Origin of the sequence: Haloarcula pelagica (assembly GCF_030127105.1) — an archaeon.
GTDB classification, from domain to species: Archaea; Halobacteriota; Halobacteria; order Halobacteriales; family Haloarculaceae; genus Haloarcula; species Haloarcula pelagica.
This window is the reverse complement of the sequence record NZ_CP126161.1, coordinates 419,484-440,037: the sequence shown is the minus strand read 5'-3', so window position 1 is coordinate 440,037 and position 20,554 is coordinate 419,484. Positions and strand designations below refer to the sequence as shown.

Annotated in this window: 23 protein-coding genes; 12 read left to right on the top strand and 11 right to left on the bottom strand. The window is 68.1% G+C overall.

What is annotated here, in order from left to right; genetic code table 11:
- The first annotated feature begins 65 nt into the window (after positions 1-65).
- Positions 66-905: a hypothetical protein gene (locus P1L40_RS02395; RefSeq protein ID WP_284009715.1), complete on the top strand. Its 840-nt coding sequence runs from the start codon at positions 66-68 to the stop codon at positions 903-905.
- Between the two features lie 42 nt (positions 906-947).
- Entirely contained in the window at positions 948-1,664 is a 717-nt protein-coding gene (gene radB / locus P1L40_RS02390) for a DNA repair and recombination protein RadB (protein WP_284009714.1), read from the top strand.
- Positions 1,665-1,681: 17 nt separating this feature from the next.
- Here the strand turns inward: radB and P1L40_RS02385 are convergent, their stop codons facing one another.
- Together P1L40_RS02385 and P1L40_RS02380 are read right to left on the bottom strand one after the other, a co-directional pair.
- On the bottom strand, positions 1,682-2,755 hold the full coding sequence (locus P1L40_RS02385; protein ID WP_284009713.1) for a tubulin/FtsZ family protein: 1,074 nt from the start codon (positions 2,753-2,755) through the stop codon (positions 1,682-1,684).
- Positions 2,756-2,781: 26 nt separating this feature from the next.
- Positions 2,782-3,075 carry a winged helix-turn-helix domain-containing protein gene (locus tag P1L40_RS02380; protein WP_284009712.1) on the bottom strand — a complete coding sequence of 98 codons (294 nt, stop codon included), beginning with the start codon at positions 3,073-3,075 and terminating at the stop codon, positions 2,782-2,784.
- 132 nt (positions 3,076-3,207) lie between these two features.
- Here P1L40_RS02380 and P1L40_RS02375 point away from each other — a divergent pair, with 132 nt between their 5' ends.
- A complete protein-coding gene (locus P1L40_RS02375) occupies positions 3,208-3,738 on the top strand; it encodes an SRPBCC family protein (protein ID WP_284009711.1) in 531 nt (176 codons plus the stop codon).
- A 1-nt stretch (position 3,739) separates the two neighbouring features.
- Here the strand turns inward: P1L40_RS02375 and P1L40_RS02370 are convergent, their stop codons facing one another.
- A complete protein-coding gene (locus P1L40_RS02370; protein ID WP_284009710.1) occupies positions 3,740-4,402 on the bottom strand; it encodes a halocyanin domain-containing protein in 663 nt (220 codons plus the stop codon).
- Positions 4,403-4,553: 151 nt separating this feature from the next.
- Between P1L40_RS02370 and P1L40_RS02365 the strand changes: the two genes are divergently transcribed.
- The 3 genes from P1L40_RS02365 (at position 4,554) to P1L40_RS02355 (ending at position 6,400) form a co-directional block, all read left to right on the top strand.
- Positions 4,554-5,345: an aldo/keto reductase gene (locus P1L40_RS02365; protein ID WP_284011100.1), complete on the top strand. Its 792-nt coding sequence runs from the start codon at positions 4,554-4,556 to the stop codon at positions 5,343-5,345.
- 84 nt (positions 5,346-5,429) lie between these two features.
- Positions 5,430-6,173, top strand: coding sequence for a hypothetical protein (locus tag P1L40_RS02360; RefSeq protein ID WP_284009709.1), 744 nt, complete (start codon positions 5,430-5,432; stop codon positions 6,171-6,173).
- A gap of 41 nt (positions 6,174-6,214) precedes the next feature.
- Positions 6,215-6,400 carry a DUF7333 family protein gene (locus P1L40_RS02355; RefSeq protein ID WP_284009708.1) on the top strand — a complete coding sequence of 62 codons (186 nt, stop codon included), beginning with the start codon at positions 6,215-6,217 and terminating at the stop codon, positions 6,398-6,400.
- Here the strand turns inward: P1L40_RS02355 and P1L40_RS02350 are convergent.
- Positions 6,392-7,147: a hypothetical protein gene (locus P1L40_RS02350; RefSeq protein ID WP_284009707.1), complete on the bottom strand. Its 756-nt coding sequence runs from the start codon at positions 7,145-7,147 to the stop codon at positions 6,392-6,394. The two genes, P1L40_RS02355 and P1L40_RS02350, sit on opposite strands and share 9 nt — an antisense overlap.
- A 78-nt stretch (positions 7,148-7,225) precedes the next feature.
- On the opposite strand from P1L40_RS02350, the gene P1L40_RS02345 reads away from it, so the two are divergent.
- Positions 7,226-7,531, top strand: a complete 306-nt coding sequence (locus P1L40_RS02345; protein WP_284009706.1) for a MazG nucleotide pyrophosphohydrolase domain-containing protein — start codon at positions 7,226-7,228, stop codon at positions 7,529-7,531.
- Positions 7,532-7,544: 13 nt separating this feature from the next.
- Here the strand turns inward: P1L40_RS02345 and dnaJ are convergent, their stop codons facing one another.
- Positions 7,545-8,699: a molecular chaperone DnaJ gene (dnaJ, locus tag P1L40_RS02340; RefSeq protein WP_284009705.1), complete on the bottom strand. Its 1,155-nt coding sequence runs from the start codon at positions 8,697-8,699 to the stop codon at positions 7,545-7,547.
- A gap of 59 nt (positions 8,700-8,758) precedes the next feature.
- The gene (locus tag P1L40_RS02335; RefSeq protein WP_284009704.1) at positions 8,759-9,550 is read right to left on the bottom strand and encodes a hypothetical protein; all 792 of its coding nucleotides are present in this window, start codon (positions 9,548-9,550) and stop codon (positions 8,759-8,761) included.
- Positions 9,551-9,637: 87 nt separating this feature from the next.
- Between P1L40_RS02335 and P1L40_RS02330 the strand changes: the two genes are divergently transcribed.
- Positions 9,638-10,153, top strand: a complete 516-nt coding sequence (locus tag P1L40_RS02330) for a type IV pilin domain-containing protein (RefSeq protein ID WP_284009703.1) — start codon at positions 9,638-9,640, stop codon at positions 10,151-10,153.
- 71 nt (positions 10,154-10,224) lie between these two features.
- Positions 10,225-11,976 carry a Rieske (2Fe-2S) protein gene (locus P1L40_RS02325; RefSeq protein ID WP_284009702.1) on the top strand — a complete coding sequence of 584 codons (1,752 nt, stop codon included), beginning with the start codon at positions 10,225-10,227 and terminating at the stop codon, positions 11,974-11,976.
- An 81-nt stretch (positions 11,977-12,057) separates the two neighbouring features.
- On the opposite strand, the gene dnaK is transcribed toward P1L40_RS02325, so the two are convergent.
- From dnaK to P1L40_RS02310, 3 genes are all read right to left on the bottom strand, one after another.
- Complete coding sequence (dnaK, locus tag P1L40_RS02320; RefSeq protein ID WP_284009701.1) at positions 12,058-13,956, bottom strand: molecular chaperone DnaK; 1,899 nt, start codon at positions 13,954-13,956, stop codon at positions 12,058-12,060.
- 265 nt (positions 13,957-14,221) lie between these two features.
- On the bottom strand, positions 14,222-14,896 hold the full coding sequence (locus P1L40_RS02315; RefSeq protein ID WP_284009700.1) for a nucleotide exchange factor GrpE: 675 nt from the start codon (positions 14,894-14,896) through the stop codon (positions 14,222-14,224).
- A gap of 98 nt (positions 14,897-14,994) precedes the next feature.
- A complete protein-coding gene (locus P1L40_RS02310; protein WP_284009699.1) occupies positions 14,995-15,615 on the bottom strand; it encodes a hypothetical protein in 621 nt (206 codons plus the stop codon).
- Between the two features lie 93 nt (positions 15,616-15,708).
- On the opposite strand from P1L40_RS02310, the gene P1L40_RS02305 reads away from it, so the two are divergent.
- The 3 genes from P1L40_RS02305 to P1L40_RS02295 all read left to right on the top strand — a co-directional run bounded on the left by P1L40_RS02305 (position 15,709) and on the right by P1L40_RS02295 (position 19,060).
- Positions 15,709-17,046, top strand: a complete 1,338-nt coding sequence (locus tag P1L40_RS02305) for a DEAD/DEAH box helicase family protein (RefSeq protein WP_284009698.1) — start codon at positions 15,709-15,711, stop codon at positions 17,044-17,046.
- Positions 17,047-17,106: 60 nt separating this feature from the next.
- Positions 17,107-18,654, top strand: a complete 1,548-nt coding sequence (locus P1L40_RS02300) for a DUF790 family protein (RefSeq protein WP_284009697.1) — start codon at positions 17,107-17,109, stop codon at positions 18,652-18,654.
- A gap of 193 nt (positions 18,655-18,847) precedes the next feature.
- On the top strand, positions 18,848-19,060 hold the full coding sequence (locus P1L40_RS02295; protein ID WP_284009696.1) for a dodecin family protein: 213 nt from the start codon (positions 18,848-18,850) through the stop codon (positions 19,058-19,060).
- On the opposite strand, the gene P1L40_RS02290 is transcribed toward P1L40_RS02295, so the two are convergent.
- Positions 19,061-19,561 carry a DUF7122 family protein gene (locus tag P1L40_RS02290; RefSeq protein WP_284009695.1) on the bottom strand — a complete coding sequence of 167 codons (501 nt, stop codon included), beginning with the start codon at positions 19,559-19,561 and terminating at the stop codon, positions 19,061-19,063.
- On the bottom strand, positions 19,558-20,466 hold the full coding sequence (locus P1L40_RS02285) for an RsmB/NOP family class I SAM-dependent RNA methyltransferase (RefSeq protein WP_284009694.1): 909 nt from the start codon (positions 20,464-20,466) through the stop codon (positions 19,558-19,560). Before P1L40_RS02285 ends, P1L40_RS02290 begins: the two co-directional genes overlap by 4 nt.
- Positions 20,467-20,554: the final 88 nt, after the last annotated feature.

The following is a 20,554-nucleotide window of genomic DNA, read 5'->3' as shown; positions in this document are numbered from 1 at the left end:
TACGCGTGCCGGCGCGTCGCGACAGGGCGACCGACTTTTATCTCTCTCGTGAGTGGTTCCCGAGCATGTCGACCATCGCCGGCGAGCGGGCCGATCGGGACACCGACAGCACGTTCGCCCTGGTTCTGGGCCTGTATCTCGCGTTACTGGCCGTCGGGCCGGTCGTCGCGGCGACGGCGCTCTGGCTCGGTCTCGGCGACGATGCCGTCCTCTACGTGGTGTCGCTCCTGACAGTCGCGGTCGTCACCGGCCTGGGATGGCTGGGGACCTGGCGCCGGCCGGGTCTCGCGGTCGCGCTCGGGCGATCCCGTGCTCGATGGTTCCCGGCGCTCCTGGCTGGGGGATTCGGGATCGCCGCGATCTTGGCGGCGCCGGCGTTCGGCGTGCTCGCGCTCGTCGCGTTCTTCTTCGGACTGCTCGCCGCTGTCGTTCCGGGTCCGGCGATGGCGTTCGCCGCACGGTCGCGGTACACCGACGTGGTGCTGGCCGGCACGACCGAGTACGAGTCGTTTACTGCCGGGTGGCCCGACCGGGCGCGCAACCGACTGGTACTGGCCCTCCTCCCGGTGTTTGCCACCGGCTGTGCGAGCATGGCTGCAGCGTTCTGGTTCGAGCACGACACGTGGCTCTGGTCGATCGGTCAGTTCCTGCTCCCGGCCGCGACGATGCCGTTCAACAGAACCCAGGCACACACCTACTCCCTCAGCGACGCCGGCATCGTGCGATCGATCCCGTTCGGGAAGACGGTCGCCACCTGGGATCGCTTCGACGGCTACAGCAGCACCGACGAGGCCATCGTGCTCCACAGGCACTGGGACCTCGACGCACGGTTCGCACGCGACCAGATTGACGACCCCGAGACCGTCCTGACGACGATCGATCGCTTCCTCCCCCGGCGGGACTGAGCGTTGCGAGCGTTTTTACCCGGGGCCGACCAACCTCCGTCCGTGAGTGACCACGTCTCGACCGGGTGCGAGCCGGTCGACGAGCTACTGGACGGGGGGGTAGAGCGGGGTGCCGTTACACAGGTGTACGGCCCGTCGGCCGCCGGAAAGACGAACCTGGGGCTGTCGGCGGCGCTGGAGGTCGCGGCGAGTGGTGGCGTCGCGCTGTACATCGACACCGAGGGACTCTCCGCAGACCGCATGGAACAGATCGCCGCCGGACGCACCGACGGCACCGACCAGACCGTCGACGACCTGGCCGGGCGACTGATCGTCTCCGAGGCGCTCGACTACGACGAGCAGAGCGAAGCAGTCCAGGACGCCGCCGAGTTCGCCGACGAGGTCGAACTGATCGTCCTCGACAGCGCGACGGGGTTCTACCGGCTCCGCCGGGACGACGCCGATGGCGGCGAAGCGTTGCGCGACGTGGCCCGCCAGATCACGCATCTGCTCTCGTTGGCCCGCAAACACGACCTGGCGGTGCTCTTTACCAACCAGGTGTTCACCGACCCCGACAGCGACCGCTCGACGGCGCTCGGAGGCCACACGCTGAACCACTGGTCGGGCGCAATCGTCCGACTCGAACGGTTCCGTGGTGGGAACCGCCGAGCGACCCTGGAGAAACACCGCGCGAAGCCCGCCGGCGAGACGGCGCAGTTCCGCATCACGGACGCGGGACTGGTCGGGACCGACGACGCGAGCGCGGAGACACTGCGGTAGGTCGGGCCGTCGCGTCGCTACAGCAGACTGTCGAGGTCGTCGGACGCGTACTCCTCGACATCGGTGGTGTTTGACTCCGTGGATGCGGCCTCGCTGGCTCGTTCCATGAACTCGTCGACGCGGCTGGAGCGCTCGACGCCCGACAGCAAGACGAGCGCAGCGATCTTCTCGGAGTCCATCGGGAAGTCACCGCCCCGGACCTCCATGCTCCCGGTCTCGCCTTCGACCCAGCGGCGGGCCCGCTCGACCCCTTTCCTGGTCAGCCGTTCGGGGTCGCCGGCGATCACGAGCAGCGCCGACTCGGCCGAGACGGCGTCGGGCAGACTCATGCTCGTCAGCAGCGCCGAGCGGGTGGCGCTGGTGATCGTGTTGACGTTCTCGGTCGTGTCCTCGCTGGCCGGGGCGCTGGCGTAACCGAGCGCCGAGATGCCGCCGCCGCGGAGCGTGTTGATGATCTCCGAGGAGTCGACGACGCTCTCGCCGACGCCCTCGACGGCCTCGCCCGCAGCGAGGAGGATTCCGACCCGCTGTGCGATGGCGTCGTTGATGCGTTCGTACCCCGCGGCGACGCTGTCGCCACTGGCCCGCCAGGCGTCGTTGTCCACGAGGAGGAGGGAGTCGGCCTCGCGGACGGCGGTCTTCAGCGAGCGGCCGGCGTTGGCCTGGTAGAGGCCGCCTTCGTCCCGGCCGGGGAGGATACCGAGGACGTAGACGGGGATGTCGTAGATGCGCTTGAGTTCCCGGGCTAGCATCGGCGCGCCGCCCGAGCCGGTACCGCCGCCGAGCCCGGCGACGATGAAGATGGCTTCGGCCTCGGTGGTCAGACGGCCGCCGAGGTCGTCCATGACCTCGGTCGCGTTCTCTTGCATGATCTGTGCGCCGAGTTCGTTGTCACCGCCGACGCCGTGGCCTTTCACGCGGTCCTGGCCGATCAGCATCGTGTCGATGTCGAGGTTCTGGAGGTCGGCACGCGCGGTGTTGACCGCGAGCGCGCCGGAGACGGCGTCGAACCCCATCTGGTGGTCGAATTCGGCGAGGGCCTGGCTGAGTTTCCCGCCAGCCTGGCCGACGCCTATCAGGGCGACTCTCATACCGGATCAGTCGGCAGGCCAACTAATCAACGTTGTCCATCCGCCGACTCGACCGCGAGCGCGTAGATGCGCTTTCGCGCGTCCGAGAACGAGAACCGCGAGTGAACCACGTCGGCCTCTTCGAGCCGATTGAGGGCGTATCTGACGGTTCGCGGTGGCAGCATCGTCTCCTCGGCGAGTTGGCTCTGGGTCAGCGTTCCGTTGTACTCCAGGACTTTCGCGACGAGCTTCGCGCTCGGCGGGAGTTCGTGGACGGCGTCCCAGCCCGTCTGTTCGGTCTCCTCGGCGACCTCCGGCTGTGCCGCGTCTGGTGCACTCATGATACCGTCCCTATCGGATACAGCATGATAATATTTGCTGTTCTATTTTATGCCCTACGGGCATCTATCGGCAATTGCTGCCCGACCGGCTCGCCCCGAAGGTTTACGAACGCGACCCCCGCTGTATGAGGTGTGGACGAAGTCGAGGTCAGCACGGTCGTCTACGTGCCGGCGGAGGAGATCTACGAGTTCCTCCTGGATTTCCCGGGCTACGCGCGGTACTCCGAGTACATCGACCGCGTCGAACAGGACGGCGACGGGACTCCGGGCACGCGATACGATCTCGTGTTCTCCTGGTGGAAGCTCTCCTACACCGCCCGTTCGGAGGTGACCGCCGTCGAGCGACCGACCCGTATCGACTGGCAGATCGTCAAAGACATCGACGCGTCGGGCTACTGGGCCGTCGACCCCGATCCCGACGACGTGCCCGCGGACATCGACGACGCCGCACGCGTCGTCCTCCGGATCACGTTCGACCCGGACTCGGCGTCTTCGGACGCCGTCGATCTCCCCCGACTGGTGTCGATGGAGTGGGTCATCGAGAAGGTGAAACCGCTCATCAAGAAAGAAGCACAGCGGATCGTCGAGCGCGTCGTCGCGGACATCGAAGGACAGCGCCGGGACGTGGACCTGGAGATCCGAACCGGACCGAGTTCCGTGTAGACTACTCGGGCGTCTCGTAGTTCCCGCCGTAGCGCATGAAGAAGTACGCCATCCCCAGCGTCGCGACCAGTACGGACGAGGTCGCGACACCGAGCATCTTCGCGCTGCCGGGGACCTCGGGCGGTCCGGAGGAGCCGCCGCCACCGCTGCTCTGGGTCGGATAGTCGGTCCCGACCACGATCGACCCCTTCATCTGGAGCCCCTCGTGGGGGGAGCAGTAGTAGTTGTAGATGCCGTCCGTCTCGAAGGTGTGCTCGTAGTTGACGCCGCTGGACGCGACCGAACTCCCGGAGTCGAGCGTGTCGCCGTTGGCCTGGACGACGTTGTGACCGCCGCCGTTGCCGGTCCACTCCCACTGGACCGTCGCGCCGTTGTCGACGTGGATCGCCGCCGGGCCGAACCCGTAGGCGCCGCCGTTGGCCTCGACGCCGACCTCGACCGTCGCCGTGTCCTGGCCGGTCGCGTCGGTGACCGACCCGTTGAAGTTCCCGACGGAGTCGAGGTAGCCGCCGAAGTCCGGCGGACCGCCGCCACCGCCGCCACCGCCGCTGTCGGTGCCCTCTTCCTGTGCAACAGCGGTTCCTGCAGCGGCCGACGCCGCCGTCGCCCCCGCGGCCGTCTGCAGGAAGGCCCGACGAGACACGTCTGCACTACCGTCTGTCATACCCGGAGGGTTAGGCACACCCCGTCCTGAATATGTCGGTTTCGAGTCGCCCCCGGCGCCCGGTTTCGCAACTGTTTTTCACACTGGATGCATAACCGTGATGATGACACGGCAGGACCACACGACCGACGCAGTGGTACGCTCACAGGGGATGCCGATGCTCGGGCTGGGCACCTGGCAGAACGACGACCCCGACCAGTGTACCGACAGCGTCACGACTGCCCTCGACGTGGGGTACCGACACGTCGACACCGCACAGGCCTACGGCAACGAGGACGCCGTCGGCGCCGGGATCGCCGCCGCGGACGTGGCTCGGGACGACGTTTTCCTCGCGACGAAAGTCTGGATCTCGAACCTCGCGCACGACGACGTTCTCTCGACCGTCGAGGACAGTCTCGACGATCTGGGCGTCGACTCCGTCGATCTGTTGTACGTCCACTGGCCCTCGGGCGCCTACGACCCCGAATCGACGCTGGCCGCGTTCGACGAACTGTACGAACAGGGTGCCATCGACCGTGTCGGCGTCTCGAACTTCGAACCTCACCACGTCGAGACGGCGATGGATCACCTGGACGCGCCGCTTTTCGCCAACCAGGTCGAGATGCATCCGTTCCTCCAGCAAGAGGAGTTGCGGGCCCACGCGAACGAACACGGCTACGAACTGGTGGCGTACTCGCCGCTGGCCCGCGGCGAGGTGTTCGGCCACGACGTGCTCGCCGACATCGCCGACGCCCACGACGCCAGCGAGGCCCAGGTCAGCCTCGCATGGCTCCGCGAGAAGGGCGTGACCGCGATCCCGAAGGCGACGGGCCGGGAGCACATCACCGACAACCTCGGGAGCACCGGGCTGGAACTGACCGACGCCGACATCGACCGGATCGACGGGATCGAACGGACCGACCGGCGGATCGATCCCGACTTCGGCCCGGCCGCCTGGGACTGACCCCGGAATCGCCCGCAGTCTGTCGCTGTGCTGACGGATAATGGGCCTCAAAACTTTAACGATAGAGGGGCGAAACCACTCCGTATGTCCGTCGGCAGTCAGGGGGTCGTCGGGGGGATCCGTATCGACCTGAAGCGGCTACACGAGACGTGGATGGAGCTCGTCTATCCGCGACAGCGCGACGCCGGCGATACGGTGCTTGGCACCTGGACCCCCGACTCACAGTTCGGGATGGCGCTGTACCGACTCTGGTCGGGACTGGGTGTCCCGGTCATCGCACTGCTGTACCCGCTCGTACTGTTCGGTGTCGTCGTCCGCTACCAGGCCCGACGCATCGACGGCACCGCGACCCGCCTGGGTGTGCTCGGGGTCGTCTTGCTCTCGCTGCTCGTCTGGGGGCTGTTGACCGCGCTGGCTCGCTTCCAGCTCGATCTCGGGACCGGCGAACTGGCGGCCGTCGCCGCCGCCGGGGGTGTCGCGACCGTCTCCGCGGCGCTCGCCGTCGGTGCGCGCTCAGTGGGCGGCCGGGCGACGACGGTGCTGTTCGCCTACCCCTTCGCCGTCACCGCTATCTTCCTCCCGCCGGTCGTGGCGGCGCTGTACTCGACGGCGGCGCCACAGGTCGCGCTCTCGGTCAGTGACACGCTCTCGCGGTGGCTCCTGTTCGACGTGCTGGGCCGGCAGAACACGGTCGCACAGTTTTTCATCCAGCGGTTCGAGCGCCAGGGACTGGCCTACGTACTCATCTGGCTGGGAATCTCGATCCCGCTGGGGTGGCTCCTGGGGCTTCTGGTGACGCTTGCGGACCTCGTTCGGCCGAATCGGTGACCGCGACAGTTACGGGCCTGTGGTCCTAACCGTCGCCCGCCATGGAATTCGACTTCCTACGTTCGGTGGTTCCACTCGTCGTGATCGTCGCCGTCGCGGCGGTCGCTCTCACGACCGTGATGACTCCCTCTACGGTCTTCATGATGGTCCTGCCCTCGATGATCGTCTTCTCGGTCGTCGCGTTCTTCTTCGGGATGAAAAACGGCGAGTACCGCGCGTCACACTGAAACGTCCGCGGGCGTGACGACGCGTTCTTCCGGAACCGACCCCTCGTCAGCGACGGCCACGTCGCCGACCTCGTCGCTGTCCCGGCCCAGCAGGACCGTCCCGCCGGCACGCATCGGGGCGAGTACGCCGGCGACGAGCGCCCCGGCGGACGTGATCGGCGCTCGCAACGCGACCCTCGTTCCCTCGTCGATGTCGTAGTCGGCGACGACCCGTTCGCTGGCCGCGAGCAACGCCCCGTGGGTGTACGTCTCCGCGCCGGCCAGCGCCGGATCGTCGGGTGCCAACTCGGCCGGCGGGGCCAGCGGGTTCTCGCTCCACAGTTCCCGCTCGAACTGGGCGACGGTCGGGTCGTCGCTGGGGCCGCCGTAGGCCAGCGCCTTCGTCCCGGGACCGAGTTCGTAGCGGTCGAGCCACGCGGCCGGCGCGATCAGCGCCGTCGCGTCGACGGCACCGGGCGGGTCCATGTCGACGACGGCACCGTCAAGCGCCGCGGCGAGGAAAGCGAGCACGGCGTCCGGGGCCTCCCGCAGGTACCCCGGCTCGTCCCCGTCCTCGGGGGACTTCGGGCCGGCGACGACGGCGACCCGCATCCCCTCGCGGACGCCGTAGTGGCGCAGCAGGTTCCCACCTTTCCAGACGTTGGTCCCGAAGTCGTGGTAGCTGTAGGGGGCGCTGCGCTCCGGCGCGGTGAACAGCACGCCCTCGCGTTCCCGGGCCGCGGCGACGAGGTCTCCGAGTGTCTGCATACCGCCGGCTTGGGACCGCCCGGGCAAAAACCGGCCGGAAACCACAACGCCGATGAACCAGCCCCGACCCGTTCCGCCATGGACCAACAGGACCGCGTCGCCGCCTTCGTCGAGGACCACGAGCTCTCCGCTCCGCCCGCCTACCGCCTGCTCGACCTCGCGTCCGAACTGGGCGAGGTCGCGAAGGAACTCACCGAGTCGACGGCCTACGGGAGCGACCCCGAGAGCGCAACAGTGGCCGAGGACGAACTCGGAGACACGCTGTTCGCGCTGCTGGCGCTGTGTGCGGAACTGGACATCGACGCCGACGAGGCGCTCGACACCGCCCTGGCGAAATACGAGGGGCGGCTGGACGAGACTGGAACGGCCGCCAGCGGCGAGTGAGCCCCGCCGGGGGCTACAGCGAGTTCTTCAGTTTCTCGAAGAACCCTTCCTCGATCTCGACTTCCTCGCCGCCGGCCTCGGCGAACTGTTCGAGGGCCTCCTTTTGCTCGCTGTTGAGCGAGTCCGGCGTGACGATCTGGACCTGAACGTAGAGGTCGCCCTGCCCGCGCCGGCGCAGGCGCGGCATCCCCTTGCCCTCCAGGCGGAACACCTCGCCGCTCTGGGTCCCGCTTGGCACGTCGACCTCGACCTCCCCGTCCAGTGTCGGCACCGTGATCGTGTCCCCGAACACCGCCTGCGGGAACGAGATGGGGTGTTTGTGCGAGAGGTCGTCGCCGTCGCGCTCGAAGTCGGGGTGGTCCCGGACGGTGACCTCGATCAGCAGGTCGCCGTTGGGGCCGCCCCGCTCGCCCGGCGCACCTTCCCGCTCCATGCGCATCGTCTGCCCGTCGGCGATCCCCGGCGGGATCTCGACCTCCAGGTTCGCCTCGTTGTTGACGACGCCGTTACCGCCACAGGTCGAACACGTTTCGTCGTACAGCGTCCCGTCGCCCTCACAGCGCCGGCAGGTCGTCGTCTGCTGAACCCGGCCCATCGGCGTCTGCTGGACGCGGGTCGTCTGTCCCTGGCCGTCACACTCCGGACAGGTCTGTGAGTCGGTGCCCGGAGGATGACCCTTCCCGTCGCAGTCGTCACACTGCTCCGGTCGGGTGACGGTCAGTTGCTTCGTCGCGCCCTCGTAGGCCTCCTCCAGGTCGATCTCCATGCGTGTCTGGAGGTCCTGGCCCTGGCGCGGGCGATTCCCGCCGCCGCGACGGCCGCCACCGCCGCCGAAGAACTGGTCGAAGATGTCCTGCATGTCGAACCCGCCGGCACCGCCGAACGGGTCCCCGCCCATGCCGCCGCGGCCGCCCGCGCCGCCACCGGCGCCGCCGTGTTTCTCGGCCTGCTCGAAGCGCTCGTGACCCATCTGGTCGTACATCTGGCGCTTCTCCTGGTCGGTCAGCACCTCCTTTGCCTTCTTGGCCTGCTTGAACTTCTCCTCGGCGTTGGGGTCGTCGCTGACATCCGGGTGGTACTCCCTGGCTTTCTCCCGATAGGCCTCCTTGATCTCGTCCTCGGAGGCGTCCTGGGAGACGCCCAGTATCTCGTAGAAATCCTGACTCATTCGTTGTTGTGGGGTATACGATTGACGTACTTGAAAAGAACGGGTCCGGGACGGGCCGGTCACCCCGTCCGAACACGGAGGTCGTCGAACGCCGCGGCAACGTCCGAACCGGTCGTCGTCGTCTTCGTCCGTAACTGGAGCCGAACGGGCCGGTCCGTCCAGTCGTCGGTCGTCTCGTAGGTCGTGCTCGTGCCGTCGACGGTTGCGGTCACCGTCCCCGCCGAGACAGACAGCGCGAGTGACGACCAGTCGGTCCCGACGGTCCGCGGGAGCGAGGCCCACCCGGTCACCGACCCGCCCTGCCCGGTCCACTCCTGTACCGCGACGGCGTTGCCCGACTGCATCGGTCCTACGGCCAGTTTGGCGAACGAGTCGGGGTCGACGAGCGCGAGCGTGAAGTTCGCGCCACCGCCGCCAGCGACGACGTACCGGCCCGCCACTTCGGCCGTCACGTCCCCGCAAAACCGTGCCTGCGACCGGAGCTTCGACTCGAAGTCGCTGCTGCGGGCACGCAGCAGGACGCCGTGCTCGCCCGACCGGGCGTATTCGGTCGTCCGTTCGACGCTGAACCCCGAAGACCGGAACCGGTCGTCGAGCGGCCGCTCGAAGCCAGACTCGAACGCGGAGCGACAGCCGCCCGGTTCAGCCGTCCCCGCCGTCGGGACAGGAGTCACCGGCGTTCCCTGTGGTTCGGGTGTCGGTGTCTGTCCGACCGACGCTTGGTCGTCGCCCCAGGGCCAATCGAACGCCACGTCGCTTCTCGGGTTCGAGACGGCCTCGGCGACACCGGCGAGCGTGAGGCCGCCGATGCCCGCCAATACCGCACGCCTCGTCCGTTCTCCCCCGACCATACGCCTCTGTCTCGACCCACTCACCTAAGTGTCACGTCACCGCTCGGGACCGCGGGGCTTATTTCGGAGCCTGCGGAGTACCGAACGATGACACGGCGACCGTCGGCGGACCGGGGTGGGATCACTGCCGAGCGGCTGGCGGTCTGGACGCTGGCGGTGCTGGCCGCCGCCGGACTCGCCGTCCTGGCTGTCGGCCCCGGCGCGGACCTCCGGACCTCGGCGCCCGAGATCACCGTCGAGACGGCGTTCGACGCCGACGCCGGGGCGGTGACGCTCACCCACGCCGGCGGCGACCGGCTGACCGGGACCAACACCCGGACGCTCTCGGTAGTCGTGACGGACGCCGACAGGAACGCCTCGACGACCGTGGTCTGGGCCGACGAAACCGGCCTCCCGGTCGAACAGGGCGACTCGTTTACCGTCGACGACCCGCGCGTCGACAGCGACGGGGACGGGGACTACCTCGACGGCGACGCCTCCGTCGGCTTCCATCTCGAAGCCGGTGACAGGGTCACGGTCGTCTGGACCGGTCGCCTGCTCGGTGCGCCCGAGGAGCGGTCCGTCGCCATCGCCGAGGCCACGCTGACGGCCGACGGCGGCTGATCCGGCTGTGTCGTCGGTCCCGAAACGGAGGACAGCAAATCTTTACGCCAGTCTGTGCCGTCTGTTCACACATGTCGACCGACGACCGCTATCGCGAGTGTCTCCCCCTCGGCGAGCTGGACGCCGACTCGCCGCAGTTGATCCAGTTCGATGGCCGATCGATCGCGCTGTTCCACCACGACGGCACCGTCTACGCCGTCGACAACCGGTGTCCACACATGGGCTTTCCCCTCTCGAAGGGGACCGTCGACGACGGCCTCCTGACCTGTCACTGGCACCACGCGCGGTTCGAACTGGCCTGCGGGGACACGCTCGACCCGTGGGCCGACGATGTCCAGACGTTCCCCGTGGAGCTCCGGGACGGCACCGTCTACGTCGATCCCGACCCCGAACCGGACGTGCCGCCGGCGACCCACTGGCGCAACCGCCTCGTCGACGGGATGCAGGAGAACCTGGACCTGGTCACCGCCAAGGCGATCATCAACCTCGACGACCTCGGCGAGGGGTTCTCGACGCCGCTGGCGAAGGCCGTCGAGTTCGGTACGCGGTACCGTGCCGGCGGGTGGTCGAGCGGCCTGACGATCCTGGCCGCGATGGCGAACCTCTCCGAGGACCTGGACCACGAGGAGAAACTCCGGGCGATGTACGTCGGCGTCAGCGAGGTGGCCGACGACTGCGCCGGCGAGGCGCCACGGTTCCCCCAGCACGAACTCGGCAACGGTGACCTCTCGAACGCGCGCCTGAAGTCGTGGTTCCGCGACACCTGCGAGGTCCGCGACAGCGACGGCGCAGAACGCTGTCTCCGGACCGCCGCGGCCGCCCTGCCGCCCGAGGACCTCGTCGAGGTCCTGCTCGCGGCGGCGACCGACCACCTCTATCTCGACACCGGCCACACGCTCGACTTCGTGAACAAAGCGATCGAGACACTCGATCACGTCGGCTGGGACCACGCGGTGGACGTGCTGGCGTCGACCGTCGACCGGTTCACCGACGCGACTCGCAGCGAGGAACGGTCCCAGTGGCGCCAGCCGATCGACGTTGCGACGCTGTGTTTCGACGCCCACGACGCACTGCCGGACCTCGTCGCCGCGGGTCGGGGACGGACCTGGGAGCGCCCAGCGGACTTCGTCGGGACGCTGCTCGGCGACGACCCGGAGGCTATCGTCGACGCGCTCCGGGACGCGATCCGCGACGGGGCGACCGCCGAGCAACTGACCCGAGCCGTCGCGCTGGCAGCCACGCACCGCGTCGCGCAGTTCGCCACGAGCAACGAGTTCGGCGACTGGAACACGGTCCACCACACGTTCAGCTACGCCAACGCCGCCCACGCGCTCGCGGCCCGGACCGACGCCGTCGAGGCGTACCGCCCCTGTTTCGACGGGGCGATGTCGGTCTATCTGGACCGGTTCCTCAACACGCCGCCGGCGCCCGTGCCCGAGCCCGGCGAGTCGGACCGCGATCCAGCCGACATCCGCGCCGCCCTCCTGGCGACGTTCGACGAACAGGGCCGCGTGAACGACGCCGGCCGCCTCGTCGGCGAGCACTTCGACGCTGGCGGCGACGTAGCCGCGCTAAAGCGCACGCTGGGCGAGGGGCTGCTCCGCGAAGACGCCGGGTTCCACACGCTCCAGAACGTCGAAGCCGCCTTCCGGCAGAACGAGTTCGCCGAGACGGACGCCGAACGGCGCCTCCCGCTGATCGCGACCGCCCGCTACATGGCCGCGCACTTCCCCACGCGGCGGGAGCGAGAACAGACGTTCACGATCGCACGGCGGCTGTTCCGCGGCGAGCAGATTCACGGGGACGAGACCCCAGCGGCCTGAGGCGCTCTCACCGTGCCGTCGTGATCGGTTCGTCCGAAACGGGTCGTGTCCGCCTATCGTCGACGACGGAGAGCCGTCCGTTCAGTTCTCGTCTTCGTCGTCGACATCCTCGAAGTCGGCGTCGACGTACTCCTCGCCCTGCCCGGCCGCGCCGCCTGCGGCGCCGCCGGGGCCTGCTGCGCCGCCCGGCCCTGCGCCCGCGGCACCGCCGGCAGCCCCGCCGGCGGCCTGCTGGGCCTGCCCTTCGTACATCTGTTTGCCGATCTCCTGGAGTTCCTCGGAGAGTTCCTCGGTGACTTCCTCGTAGTCCTCCTTGGTGGCGTCCTCGTCCTCGAGGACTTCCTGCACGTCGTCGATCTTCGCCTCGATGTCGCTCTGGAGGTCCGCGTCGATCTCCTCCTCGTTCTCCTCGATGAGGGTCTCGGCGCGGCGGATCGACGCCTCGGCCTCGTTGCGGGCCTCGATGCGTTCGCGGCGCTGCTGGTCCTCTTCCTGGTGCTGTTCGGCCTCTTCCTGCATCTCCTCGATCTGCTCGTCCGAGAGACCGGCGCCGCCTTCGATCGTGATGTCCTCGCGGTTGCCCGAGCCCTTGTCCTCGGCTTCGACGTTGACGATGCCGTTCTCGTCGATGTTGAACGTCACCTCGATCTGGGGCGTGCCCGCGGGCGCCGGCGGGATGCCGGTCAGCGAGAACGCGCCGAGCAGTTCGTTCTCCTCGGCGATCTCACGCTCGCCCTGGAAGACGCGGATCTGGACCTGCGTCTGGTTGTCCTGGGCGGTCGTGAAGATCTTCGACTCCTCGGTCGGGATCGTGGTGTTTTTCTCGATGAGTCGCTCGAACAGGCCACCCTTGACCTCCACACCGAGCGACAGCGGCGTCACGTCCAGCAGGACGATGTCGTCGACATCGCCCGCGAGGACGCCGCCCTGGATCGCCGCGCCCAGCGAGACGGCCTCGTCGGGGTTGACGTTCTTCTTCGGGGACTGCCCGGTCATCTCCTCGACTTGCTCCTGGACCTGGGGCATCCGCGTGGAGCCACCGACCAGGATGACCTCGTCGATGTCGCCCTTGTCGTAGCCGGCGTCGGCGAGGGCCTGCTCCGTCGGGCCGACGGTCCGCTGGATGAGGTCCTCGGTCAGGGACTCGAAGGTCGCGCGAGTGAGTTTGCTCTCCAGGTCGAGCGGGCCGTCGTCGGTCGTCGCGATGAACGGCTCGTTGATCCGGGTCTCCTTGCGCGAGGAGAGTTCGATCTTGGCCTCCTCGGCGGCCTCGGTCAGGCGCTGGAGGGCCTGCCGATCCTCGCGGAGATCGATGCCGTGTTCGGCCTCGAACTCGTCCGCGAGGTGGTCGATGATCGCGTGGTCCCAGTCGTCACCGCCCAGTTCGTTGTCCCCGTTCGTGGCGACGACCTCGTAGACACCGCCGCCGAGGTCCAGAATAGATACGTCGAAGGTGCCCCCACCGAGGTCGTAGACGAGAACCGTCTGGTCGGACTCGTCGTCGAGCCCGTAGGCCATCGCCGCGGCGGTGGGCTCGTTGACGATGCGCTCGACCTCGAAGCCGGCGATCTCGCCGGCGTCCTTGGTCGCCTGGCGCTGCCGGTCGTTGAAGTACGCGGGGACCGTGATGACCGCCTTCTCGATGTCGTCGCCGAGATACTCCTCGGCGTCGCGCTTGATCTTCTGGAGGATCATCGCCGAGACCTGCTCGGGCGTGTACTCCTCGCCGTCGAGCGTGACCGTGTAGTCGTCCTCGCCCATGTGGCGCTTGATCGACTGGATGGTCTGCTCGGGGTTCTTGACTGCCTGGTTCTTCGCGGGCTTGCCGACAAGCCGTTCGCCGTCGTCGAACGCGACGACGGAGGGTGTCGTCCGTTCGCCTTCGGCGTTGACGATGATTTCGGGGTCGCCACCTTCCATGACCGCGAACGCGCTGTTCGTGGTCCCGAGGTCGATACCCAGAATCTTGTTGCTCGCCATCTTACTCACTCCTACCGGATTGGGCCGGTTAAAAGTTGCTAGATGGGTCGACCAGAGAAACCCACAGAGTAGCCCGCTATGCCCTGAATTCTAGGATTCGGAGCGTCTGGACCGGAGCGTATAACACGCACCGCAATTCGACCGATTCGGTCACTCCCCGCTCCGTTCGGAGACGGTTCCCTTCGGTCAGACCGCGACAGCGACCTCGCGGCTCCGTTCGTCGCCGCTCGGTTGTTCGGAGACGGTTCCCTTCGGTCACCGTCTCCTACTCCTCGCTAACGGTAACCTGCGCCTCACGCAGCACCTTCTCTGCCATCTCGTAGCCTGGCCGGTGTACGTCGGCGATCGCGCCGGCTTCTTCGTCGCTCTCGACGCGAGCGAGTACCTGATGCTGTGTCGGATCGACCTCCTGACCCGGTTCGGGATCGATGACCTCGACACCCTCGGCGTCGAGCACGTCGTCGAACTGCCGCAGCGTCGCCTCGACACCGTCTCGGATGTCGGCGTCCTCGTCCTGTTCGAGCGCTCGCTTGAGGTTGTCCCGAACGTCGAACAGGCGGGTCACGAGGTCCTCGGTCGCTCGCTGTTGTGCTTCCTCCTGGCGCTTCTCCATCCGCTTTTTGAAGTTCTTGAAGTCGGCCTGCTTTCGCTTGAGCTTCGACTCCAGTTCGTCCCGTTCGGCCGCCAGCGACTCGGTTTCGGTCTCCAGCCGCTCCGTGCGGGCTCGTAACGCCGCCAGTTCGCGGGCGATGTCCTCGTCGTCGGCATCGGACACGCGTTCGACGAGTTCGCCGGCGGGGTCGGTGTCGCCGACGACATCCTCCAGATCGATCTCGTCCGTTTCGACCCCGTCAGGGGCCTCTTCGAGGTCGATGTCGGCCGCGTTACCCGATCCGTTCTCGGGTCCCGTCTCGTCCTCGGCAGCGTCCTGCTCGGTCATGGATGGACAAACGGCGCGAGCAGGTAAAAGAATTCAGAAAAGCTCCGTCCGACGAGCCGGTAGCTCGCGACGCCACTCGCCGAGTAGCGTGACCCTACTCAGGGCTCGAACGCGAACGCGCCGATGTCGTAGCGCAGCTGTGTCTCGAACGCGTCCCACTCGCCGAGTTCCTGCAAGCGGTACCTGGCGAACGAGGGGTTCCGGACGAGTTCGAGTTCGACGAGGCGGTACTTGACCGGGTCGTAGAGTTCGTCCCAGGGGAGCGTCCGAACCTCCTCTTCCGGCTCGCTGTCGTCCGGGGCGAAGGTGACACCGCTGTCACCCCGTTTGATCGTCCCGTACTGGAACCGGGACCAGACGGTGTACTCTCCGAACGGGACCGATTCCGTCGGCGGTCCGGCCCGCCGATACTGTGCCTTGAACCGCTGGTTCGTCTCTGCCCCGCCCCAGAGCACGCCCCTCGTGAGAAGCTTGATCCGCCGTTCTACGTCGAGCCCGCTATTGTAGACCACTCTCGCGTCGGTGTACGCTCTGCTCTGGAACTGCGCCGCGACCGCGTCGGTGTGGTGGACATCGGCCTCGTGCTGGTAGGGCAGGGAAGTCCGGCGGGCGCGTTCGATCACCGAGAGGCAGTCGGTACCGCCACGCGCCGGCTCACCGGTACCGCGTCCCTGCCAGGCTTGCGGATCGGTCTCGTCCGGGTCCACCCAGTGGGCCATGTGTTTCGTTGGCCCCCGTCACAGATACGTGTTGCTCCGTGGACACGCTTCGACGCCACAGCGTTCAAGCCCCCGCCTCACGGAGCTACCGCCGTGTCGCTCACCCTCCGTTACGAGAGCGGGACAGTCCGTCTCCAGGGGACGGTTCCCGACGGGCTCCCGGGCGTCGAAGCCGACGCACGATCCAAGAGCAGTCGCGCGCCAGCGTACCAGTACGCCGCCCTCCGCCGGGCGCTCGACGAGCGCGGCGTCGAGTACACGGACGACGTGCTGTCGCTCGCAGCGCTGTCGCTCTCGACGACGTACGACCTCCGGGGGTACCAGCAGACGGCGCTTGCGGCCTGGCGCGACGCCGGCGAGCGGGGCTGTCTCGAACTCCCGACCGGGAGCGGGAAGACGGTCATCGGCATCGCCGCCATGGTCGCGCTGGAGACGCCGGCGCTCGTGGTCGTCCCGACGATCGACCTGCTGGACCAGTGGCAACGGGAACTCGACCGGGAGTTCGACCTCCCGATCGGCCGGCTCGGCGGCGGCGAGCAACGCCTCGAAGCCGTCACGGTCGCGACCTACGATTCGGCGTATCTCAGGGCCGACGAGATCGGCGATCGGTTCGGCCTCGTCGTCTTCGACGAGGTCCACCATCTCGGCGGGGAGGGGTACCGGGACATCGCACGACTCCTCGCCGCACCGGCCAGACTGGGGCTGACCGCGACGTTCGAGCGGCCAGACGGCGCACACGAGCTGATCGAAGCCCTCGTCGGGCCGGTCGTCCACCGCGTCGCCGTCGACGACCTGGCGGGCGAGCACCTCGCGGACTACGACATCAAGCGGATCGAGGTGTCGCTGACGCCGGCCGAGCGGGAGCGCTACGAGGCCGCACAGTCGACGTTTACCGACTACCTCGTCCAGTCGGGCATCCGCATGGAGTCGGGAAGTGACTACCAGGACCTCGTCAAACGGTCGGGGACCGACCCGCGGGCCCGGGAGGCGCTGCTCGCCAAGCAGCGAGCCCGCGAGGTGATGATGAACGCCGAACGGAAGGTCGACCGCCTCGCGACGATCCTCGACCGCCATCGGGACGACCGGATCATTGTCTTTACGGCCTACACAGATCTGGTCTACCGGCTCTCCGAACGGTTCCTGATACCCGCGATAACCCACGAGACGGGGGCCAGCGAGCGCCGCGAGATCCTCCAGCGATTCCGGGAAGGCGACTACTCCCGGATCGTCACGGCGAACGTCCTCGACGAGGGCGTCGACGTGCCCGACGCGAACGTCGCCGTCGTCCTCTCGGGAAGCGGCTCCGAACGGGAGTTCACCCAACGACTGGGCCGGATCCTCAGACCGACCCCCGACGGCTCCCGTGCGCTACTGTACGAACTCGTCACGGCGGAGACGGCCGAGGAGAACGTCGCCGCTCGGCGGCGATGAGCCGGTTGAGCGGCCACAGGAGACGGAGCTGATTAGTGTGGCGGCCCCGTCGGTACGCCCGTGCTGACGAAGGAGCTCCTCCGGGTCTCCCGGGCGGGTGGCGGCTACCATCCGCAGTTCGTCGACGCGAGTACCACGGACCTCGCGGCGCGGGTCCTCGGTGTCTACCAGGGCCACGTCGGGGAGACGAGGGGCGACCTGGACGCGGCGCTGACCGATCTGGAACGGGAGGCCGACGACTTCAAGCTGGTGCGTGGGTTCGCGAAGCTCCTCGAGCGGGACGCGACTTTCGAGACACGGGCGCCGGTCCAGCCACGTCGGGCGCGCCGTCGGGTGTTCGAAGCCGCCGAAGCCGTCGGTGTCGTTGACGAGACGGAGCGAGGGACCGCTCTGGAGACGGCCAGCGATCACTTCGGCGTCGCTCCGTCGGCACTCGACGGGGCGCTCTACGCGGACCGGGACAGCCGACAGATCATGACGGCGTTCGATCCCCGCTGGGGACCCGACGAACTCGGAACGCAGTACAACCTCTCGCTGGCACAGACGGCGCTGTTCGACGCCACCGAGGTCCGCGTCCGCTCGTCGGACCCGGCGACGCTCGTCTCGACGGTCAAGCGCCTCCAGTTGCTGTACGAGATCGTTTCGACGGCCAGTGGCCGGGAAGTGGTCGTCACCGGTCCCGACGCCCTGTTCTCGAACACGCGCCGGTACGGGACACGCTTCGCACGACTCTTGCGGACGGTCGCCAGGGCATCCGAGTGGGAGCTGACGGCCACGATCGACGACCGCGGCACGGAGCGGAAGCTCCACCTCTCGGAGGCCGACGTACACGTCCCCGAGGTCGACCCCATCGGCGAAGTCACGTACGACAGCGGCGTCGAGGCGGCGTTCGCCGCCCGGTTCGCGGCGCTGGACCTGGACTGGGAACTGATCCGGGAGCCGGAGCCACTGGCGGCCGGCGAACACGTCGTCGTCCCCGATTTCGCGTTCGACTGGCGGCCCGGTCACGACAGCGGGGTTCGAAAGACCCCCGCCGACGGCTCGGCGTTCCGGGTGTACTTCGAGATCATGGGGTTCTGGACGCCCGAGTACGTCGAGAAGAAGCTGTCGCGCCTCGCAACGGTCGAGGACGTGACACTGATCGTGGCGGTCGACGACTCGCTGGGCGTCGGCGACGCGATCGAGGCGCGGGACCACCGGGCGATCCCCTACAGCGGGACGGTCCGCGTGAAGGACGTTCGAGACGCGCTCCGGCCGTTCGAGGCGGAACTGGTCGCCGAGAGCGCCGAGTCGCTCCCTGCGTCGCTGGAACCGGACGACGACGTGGTCTCGCTTGCGGCCCTGGCAGCCGAGCACGGTGTCAGCGAGGACGCTATCGAAGACAAGCCGTTCCCGGCGCACGAACTGGTCGGGCGGACCCTCGTCCGGCCCGCGGTCCTTGACGACCTGGGTGAGCGGATCGAGGCGGGACAGACACTCGCCGACGTTCAGGAACTGCTGGACGAGCACGGGATCGACGACGATAGCGCCGTCCTCTCGCGGCTGGGATACCGTATCGAGTGGGACGGACTGAGTGGTGGGACGGTCCGTGAACGTGAGACGGGCTGACAGGTCCCCCTGCTCTCCCGCGGTACCGATGGGGACACGACGGCTGACGGCACCGCGGCGACAGTCAGCGCACGGGTCCGCTGGTCCCGTATTCGTTGAAAAGGGTATGGTATCGCTACTGGGAGCTTACCGCCGTCGGACCGACCGACTAGTGGGCCCATTCCTAACACCGGACACCGGGTACGCTGGGTCGATGACAGCGATCAAGATCATCAAGATACTCGGCACGTCGACAGACTCCTGGGAGGCCGCGGCGACGGAGGCCGTCGAGCGCGCCAACGAGACGATCGACGACATCCACGGCGTCGAGGTCGAAGACTGGACCGCGACCGTCACCGACGGCGCGATCACCGAATACAAGGCGACCGTCGAGGTCGCGTTCCCGGTTCAGGATCGCCAGACCTGATCAGAGGTCCCGGCGGCGCCCCTTCGGAACCTGCGACCGGAGTTCGCCGTAGACGTAGAGCCCGACACCGACCGGTTCGGCCTCGCCGGCTAGGTCGTGCGTGACGATCAGGTAGCCCCAGTCGCCGTCCCAGTCGAGTTCCTGGTCGTCGCCGGCGACGAACGTCGTCGCTTGCGACCGATCGAGATGGAGCACGTTCTCGGTGGCGTCGTCGCCGAACCGCTGGACCGCCTCCAGTGTCGGCTTCCAGTGTTCCTGGCGCGTCCGGAGGACCGTCATCCCCAGCCCCTCGATGTCGGCCGGCGAGGGCGGGTCGCCCCGAGAGAGCCAGATCTTGCCGGCCCCGCGCTCCCAGAAGGTGTGGTCGGCGAAGGTTTCGGCGGGGACGCCGAAGCGTTCGGTCCAGAACTCCAGGACTTCCCGTCGCGTGGCTCGCTCGGGGTCGTCCCGCTCGGCGTCTGTCGCCGGCAGTCGTGTGAACTTCGTGCTGTCGTTGCTCATCCCGTCACCTCCAGTTTCGCACAGAAGAACCCGCCCGTGTCGTTGTGGTGGGGGTAGATCCGCTTGGCGCGCTCGACGGCGGGGTCGAACGACTCCCCGTCCCACTCGGTGACGCCGTCGCGGTGGGTCAGCGGGAGGTCGTAGTCGACGAGTTCGCAGTCCTCGGCCGCCAGGACGTGGTCCAGAACCGCCTCGTTCTCCTCTGGGGCGAACGTACAGGTCGAGTAGACGACGGTCCCGCCGGGTTCGGTGACCTGGACGGCACGGGCCAGGATCCCCTTCTGGACGCCGGCGACGCCCTCGACGTGGGAGAGCGACCAGTCCGCCAGCGCGTCGGGGTTCTTCCTGATGGTCCCCTCACAGGAGCAGGGCACGTCGACGAGCGCGCGGTCGTAGCCGGCGCCGCCGAACGGTTTCAGCGAGTGGTTGCGGCCGTCCTCGTGGGTGACGGCGACGCTCGTCGCGCCGAGCCGCTCGGTGTTGGTCCGCAGTGCGGAGATCCGCCCGAGGTTGTTGTCGGTCGCGACCACCTCGCCGCGGTCGTCCATCAGCGCCGCCAGCTGGGTCGTCTTGCTCCCGGGTGCAGCACAGGCGTCCCAGACCCGCTCGCCCGGCTGCGGATCGAGGACCGTCGCCGGGATCGCCGAGACTTCCTCCTGGCCGTGGGTCCAGCCGTGGAAGTACGGCCAGTTCGCACCGGCCGACTGTTCGGGGAGGACGAACAGGCCGTCGTGCCAACCGACCGGCTCGGCGGCGATGCCCGCGTCGTCGAGGGCGACCCGAACCTGTTCGACGGTCGCTTTGATCGTGTTGACTCTGACCGCCGACGGGAGCGGGCGGTCACAGGCCGCACGGAACGCCGCGAAGTCGTCGACGATAGCGCGGTACCGTTCCAGTTGTTCCATTGCTCCCGGATTCGCCGGGGGGTCGCTTGTGGGTTTCGAAGGCCGGCGCCCGGGTAGCCCCGGCTTTCAAGCCGACGGCAGCCGTCCC

Excerpts from the sequence above, each read along its gene's own strand:
- P1L40_RS02330 (WP_284009703.1), top strand. The coding sequence starts at position 9,638 with ATGACACGGCGACCGTCGGCGGACCGGGGTGGGATCACTGCCGAGCGG.
- P1L40_RS02350 (WP_284009707.1), bottom strand. The coding sequence starts at position 7,147 with ATGCAGACACTCGGAGACCTCGTCGCCGCGGCCCGGGAACGCGAGGGC.
- P1L40_RS02325 (WP_284009702.1), top strand. The coding sequence starts at position 10,225 with ATGTCGACCGACGACCGCTATCGCGAGTGTCTCCCCCTCGGCGAGCTG.
- P1L40_RS02285 (WP_284009694.1), bottom strand. The coding sequence starts at position 20,466 with ATGGAACAACTGGAACGGTACCGCGCTATCGTCGACGACTTCGCGGCG.
- P1L40_RS02345 (WP_284009706.1), top strand. The coding sequence starts at position 7,226 with ATGGACCAACAGGACCGCGTCGCCGCCTTCGTCGAGGACCACGAGCTC.
- dnaJ (WP_284009705.1), bottom strand. The coding sequence starts at position 8,699 with ATGAGTCAGGATTTCTACGAGATACTGGGCGTCTCCCAGGACGCCTCC.
- P1L40_RS02370 (WP_284009710.1), bottom strand. The coding sequence starts at position 4,402 with ATGACAGACGGTAGTGCAGACGTGTCTCGTCGGGCCTTCCTGCAGACG.
- P1L40_RS02290 (WP_284009695.1), bottom strand. The coding sequence starts at position 19,561 with ATGAGCAACGACAGCACGAAGTTCACACGACTGCCGGCGACAGACGCC.
- P1L40_RS02310 (WP_284009699.1), bottom strand. The coding sequence starts at position 15,615 with ATGGCCCACTGGGTGGACCCGGACGAGACCGATCCGCAAGCCTGGCAG.
- P1L40_RS02380 (WP_284009712.1), bottom strand. The coding sequence starts at position 3,075 with ATGAGTGCACCAGACGCGGCACAGCCGGAGGTCGCCGAGGAGACCGAA.
- P1L40_RS02355 (WP_284009708.1), top strand. The coding sequence starts at position 6,215 with ATGGAATTCGACTTCCTACGTTCGGTGGTTCCACTCGTCGTGATCGTC.
- P1L40_RS02335 (WP_284009704.1), bottom strand. The coding sequence starts at position 9,550 with ATGGTCGGGGGAGAACGGACGAGGCGTGCGGTATTGGCGGGCATCGGC.
- P1L40_RS02295 (WP_284009696.1), top strand. The coding sequence starts at position 18,848 with ATGACAGCGATCAAGATCATCAAGATACTCGGCACGTCGACAGACTCC.
- P1L40_RS02385 (WP_284009713.1), bottom strand. The coding sequence starts at position 2,755 with ATGAGAGTCGCCCTGATAGGCGTCGGCCAGGCTGGCGGGAAACTCAGC.
- P1L40_RS02315 (WP_284009700.1), bottom strand. The coding sequence starts at position 14,896 with ATGACCGAGCAGGACGCTGCCGAGGACGAGACGGGACCCGAGAACGGA.
- P1L40_RS02395 (WP_284009715.1), top strand. The coding sequence starts at position 66 with ATGTCGACCATCGCCGGCGAGCGGGCCGATCGGGACACCGACAGCACG.
- P1L40_RS02365 (WP_284011100.1), top strand. The coding sequence starts at position 4,554 with ATGCCGATGCTCGGGCTGGGCACCTGGCAGAACGACGACCCCGACCAG.
- P1L40_RS02360 (WP_284009709.1), top strand. The coding sequence starts at position 5,430 with ATGTCCGTCGGCAGTCAGGGGGTCGTCGGGGGGATCCGTATCGACCTG.
- dnaK (WP_284009701.1), bottom strand. The coding sequence starts at position 13,956 with ATGGCGAGCAACAAGATTCTGGGTATCGACCTCGGGACCACGAACAGC.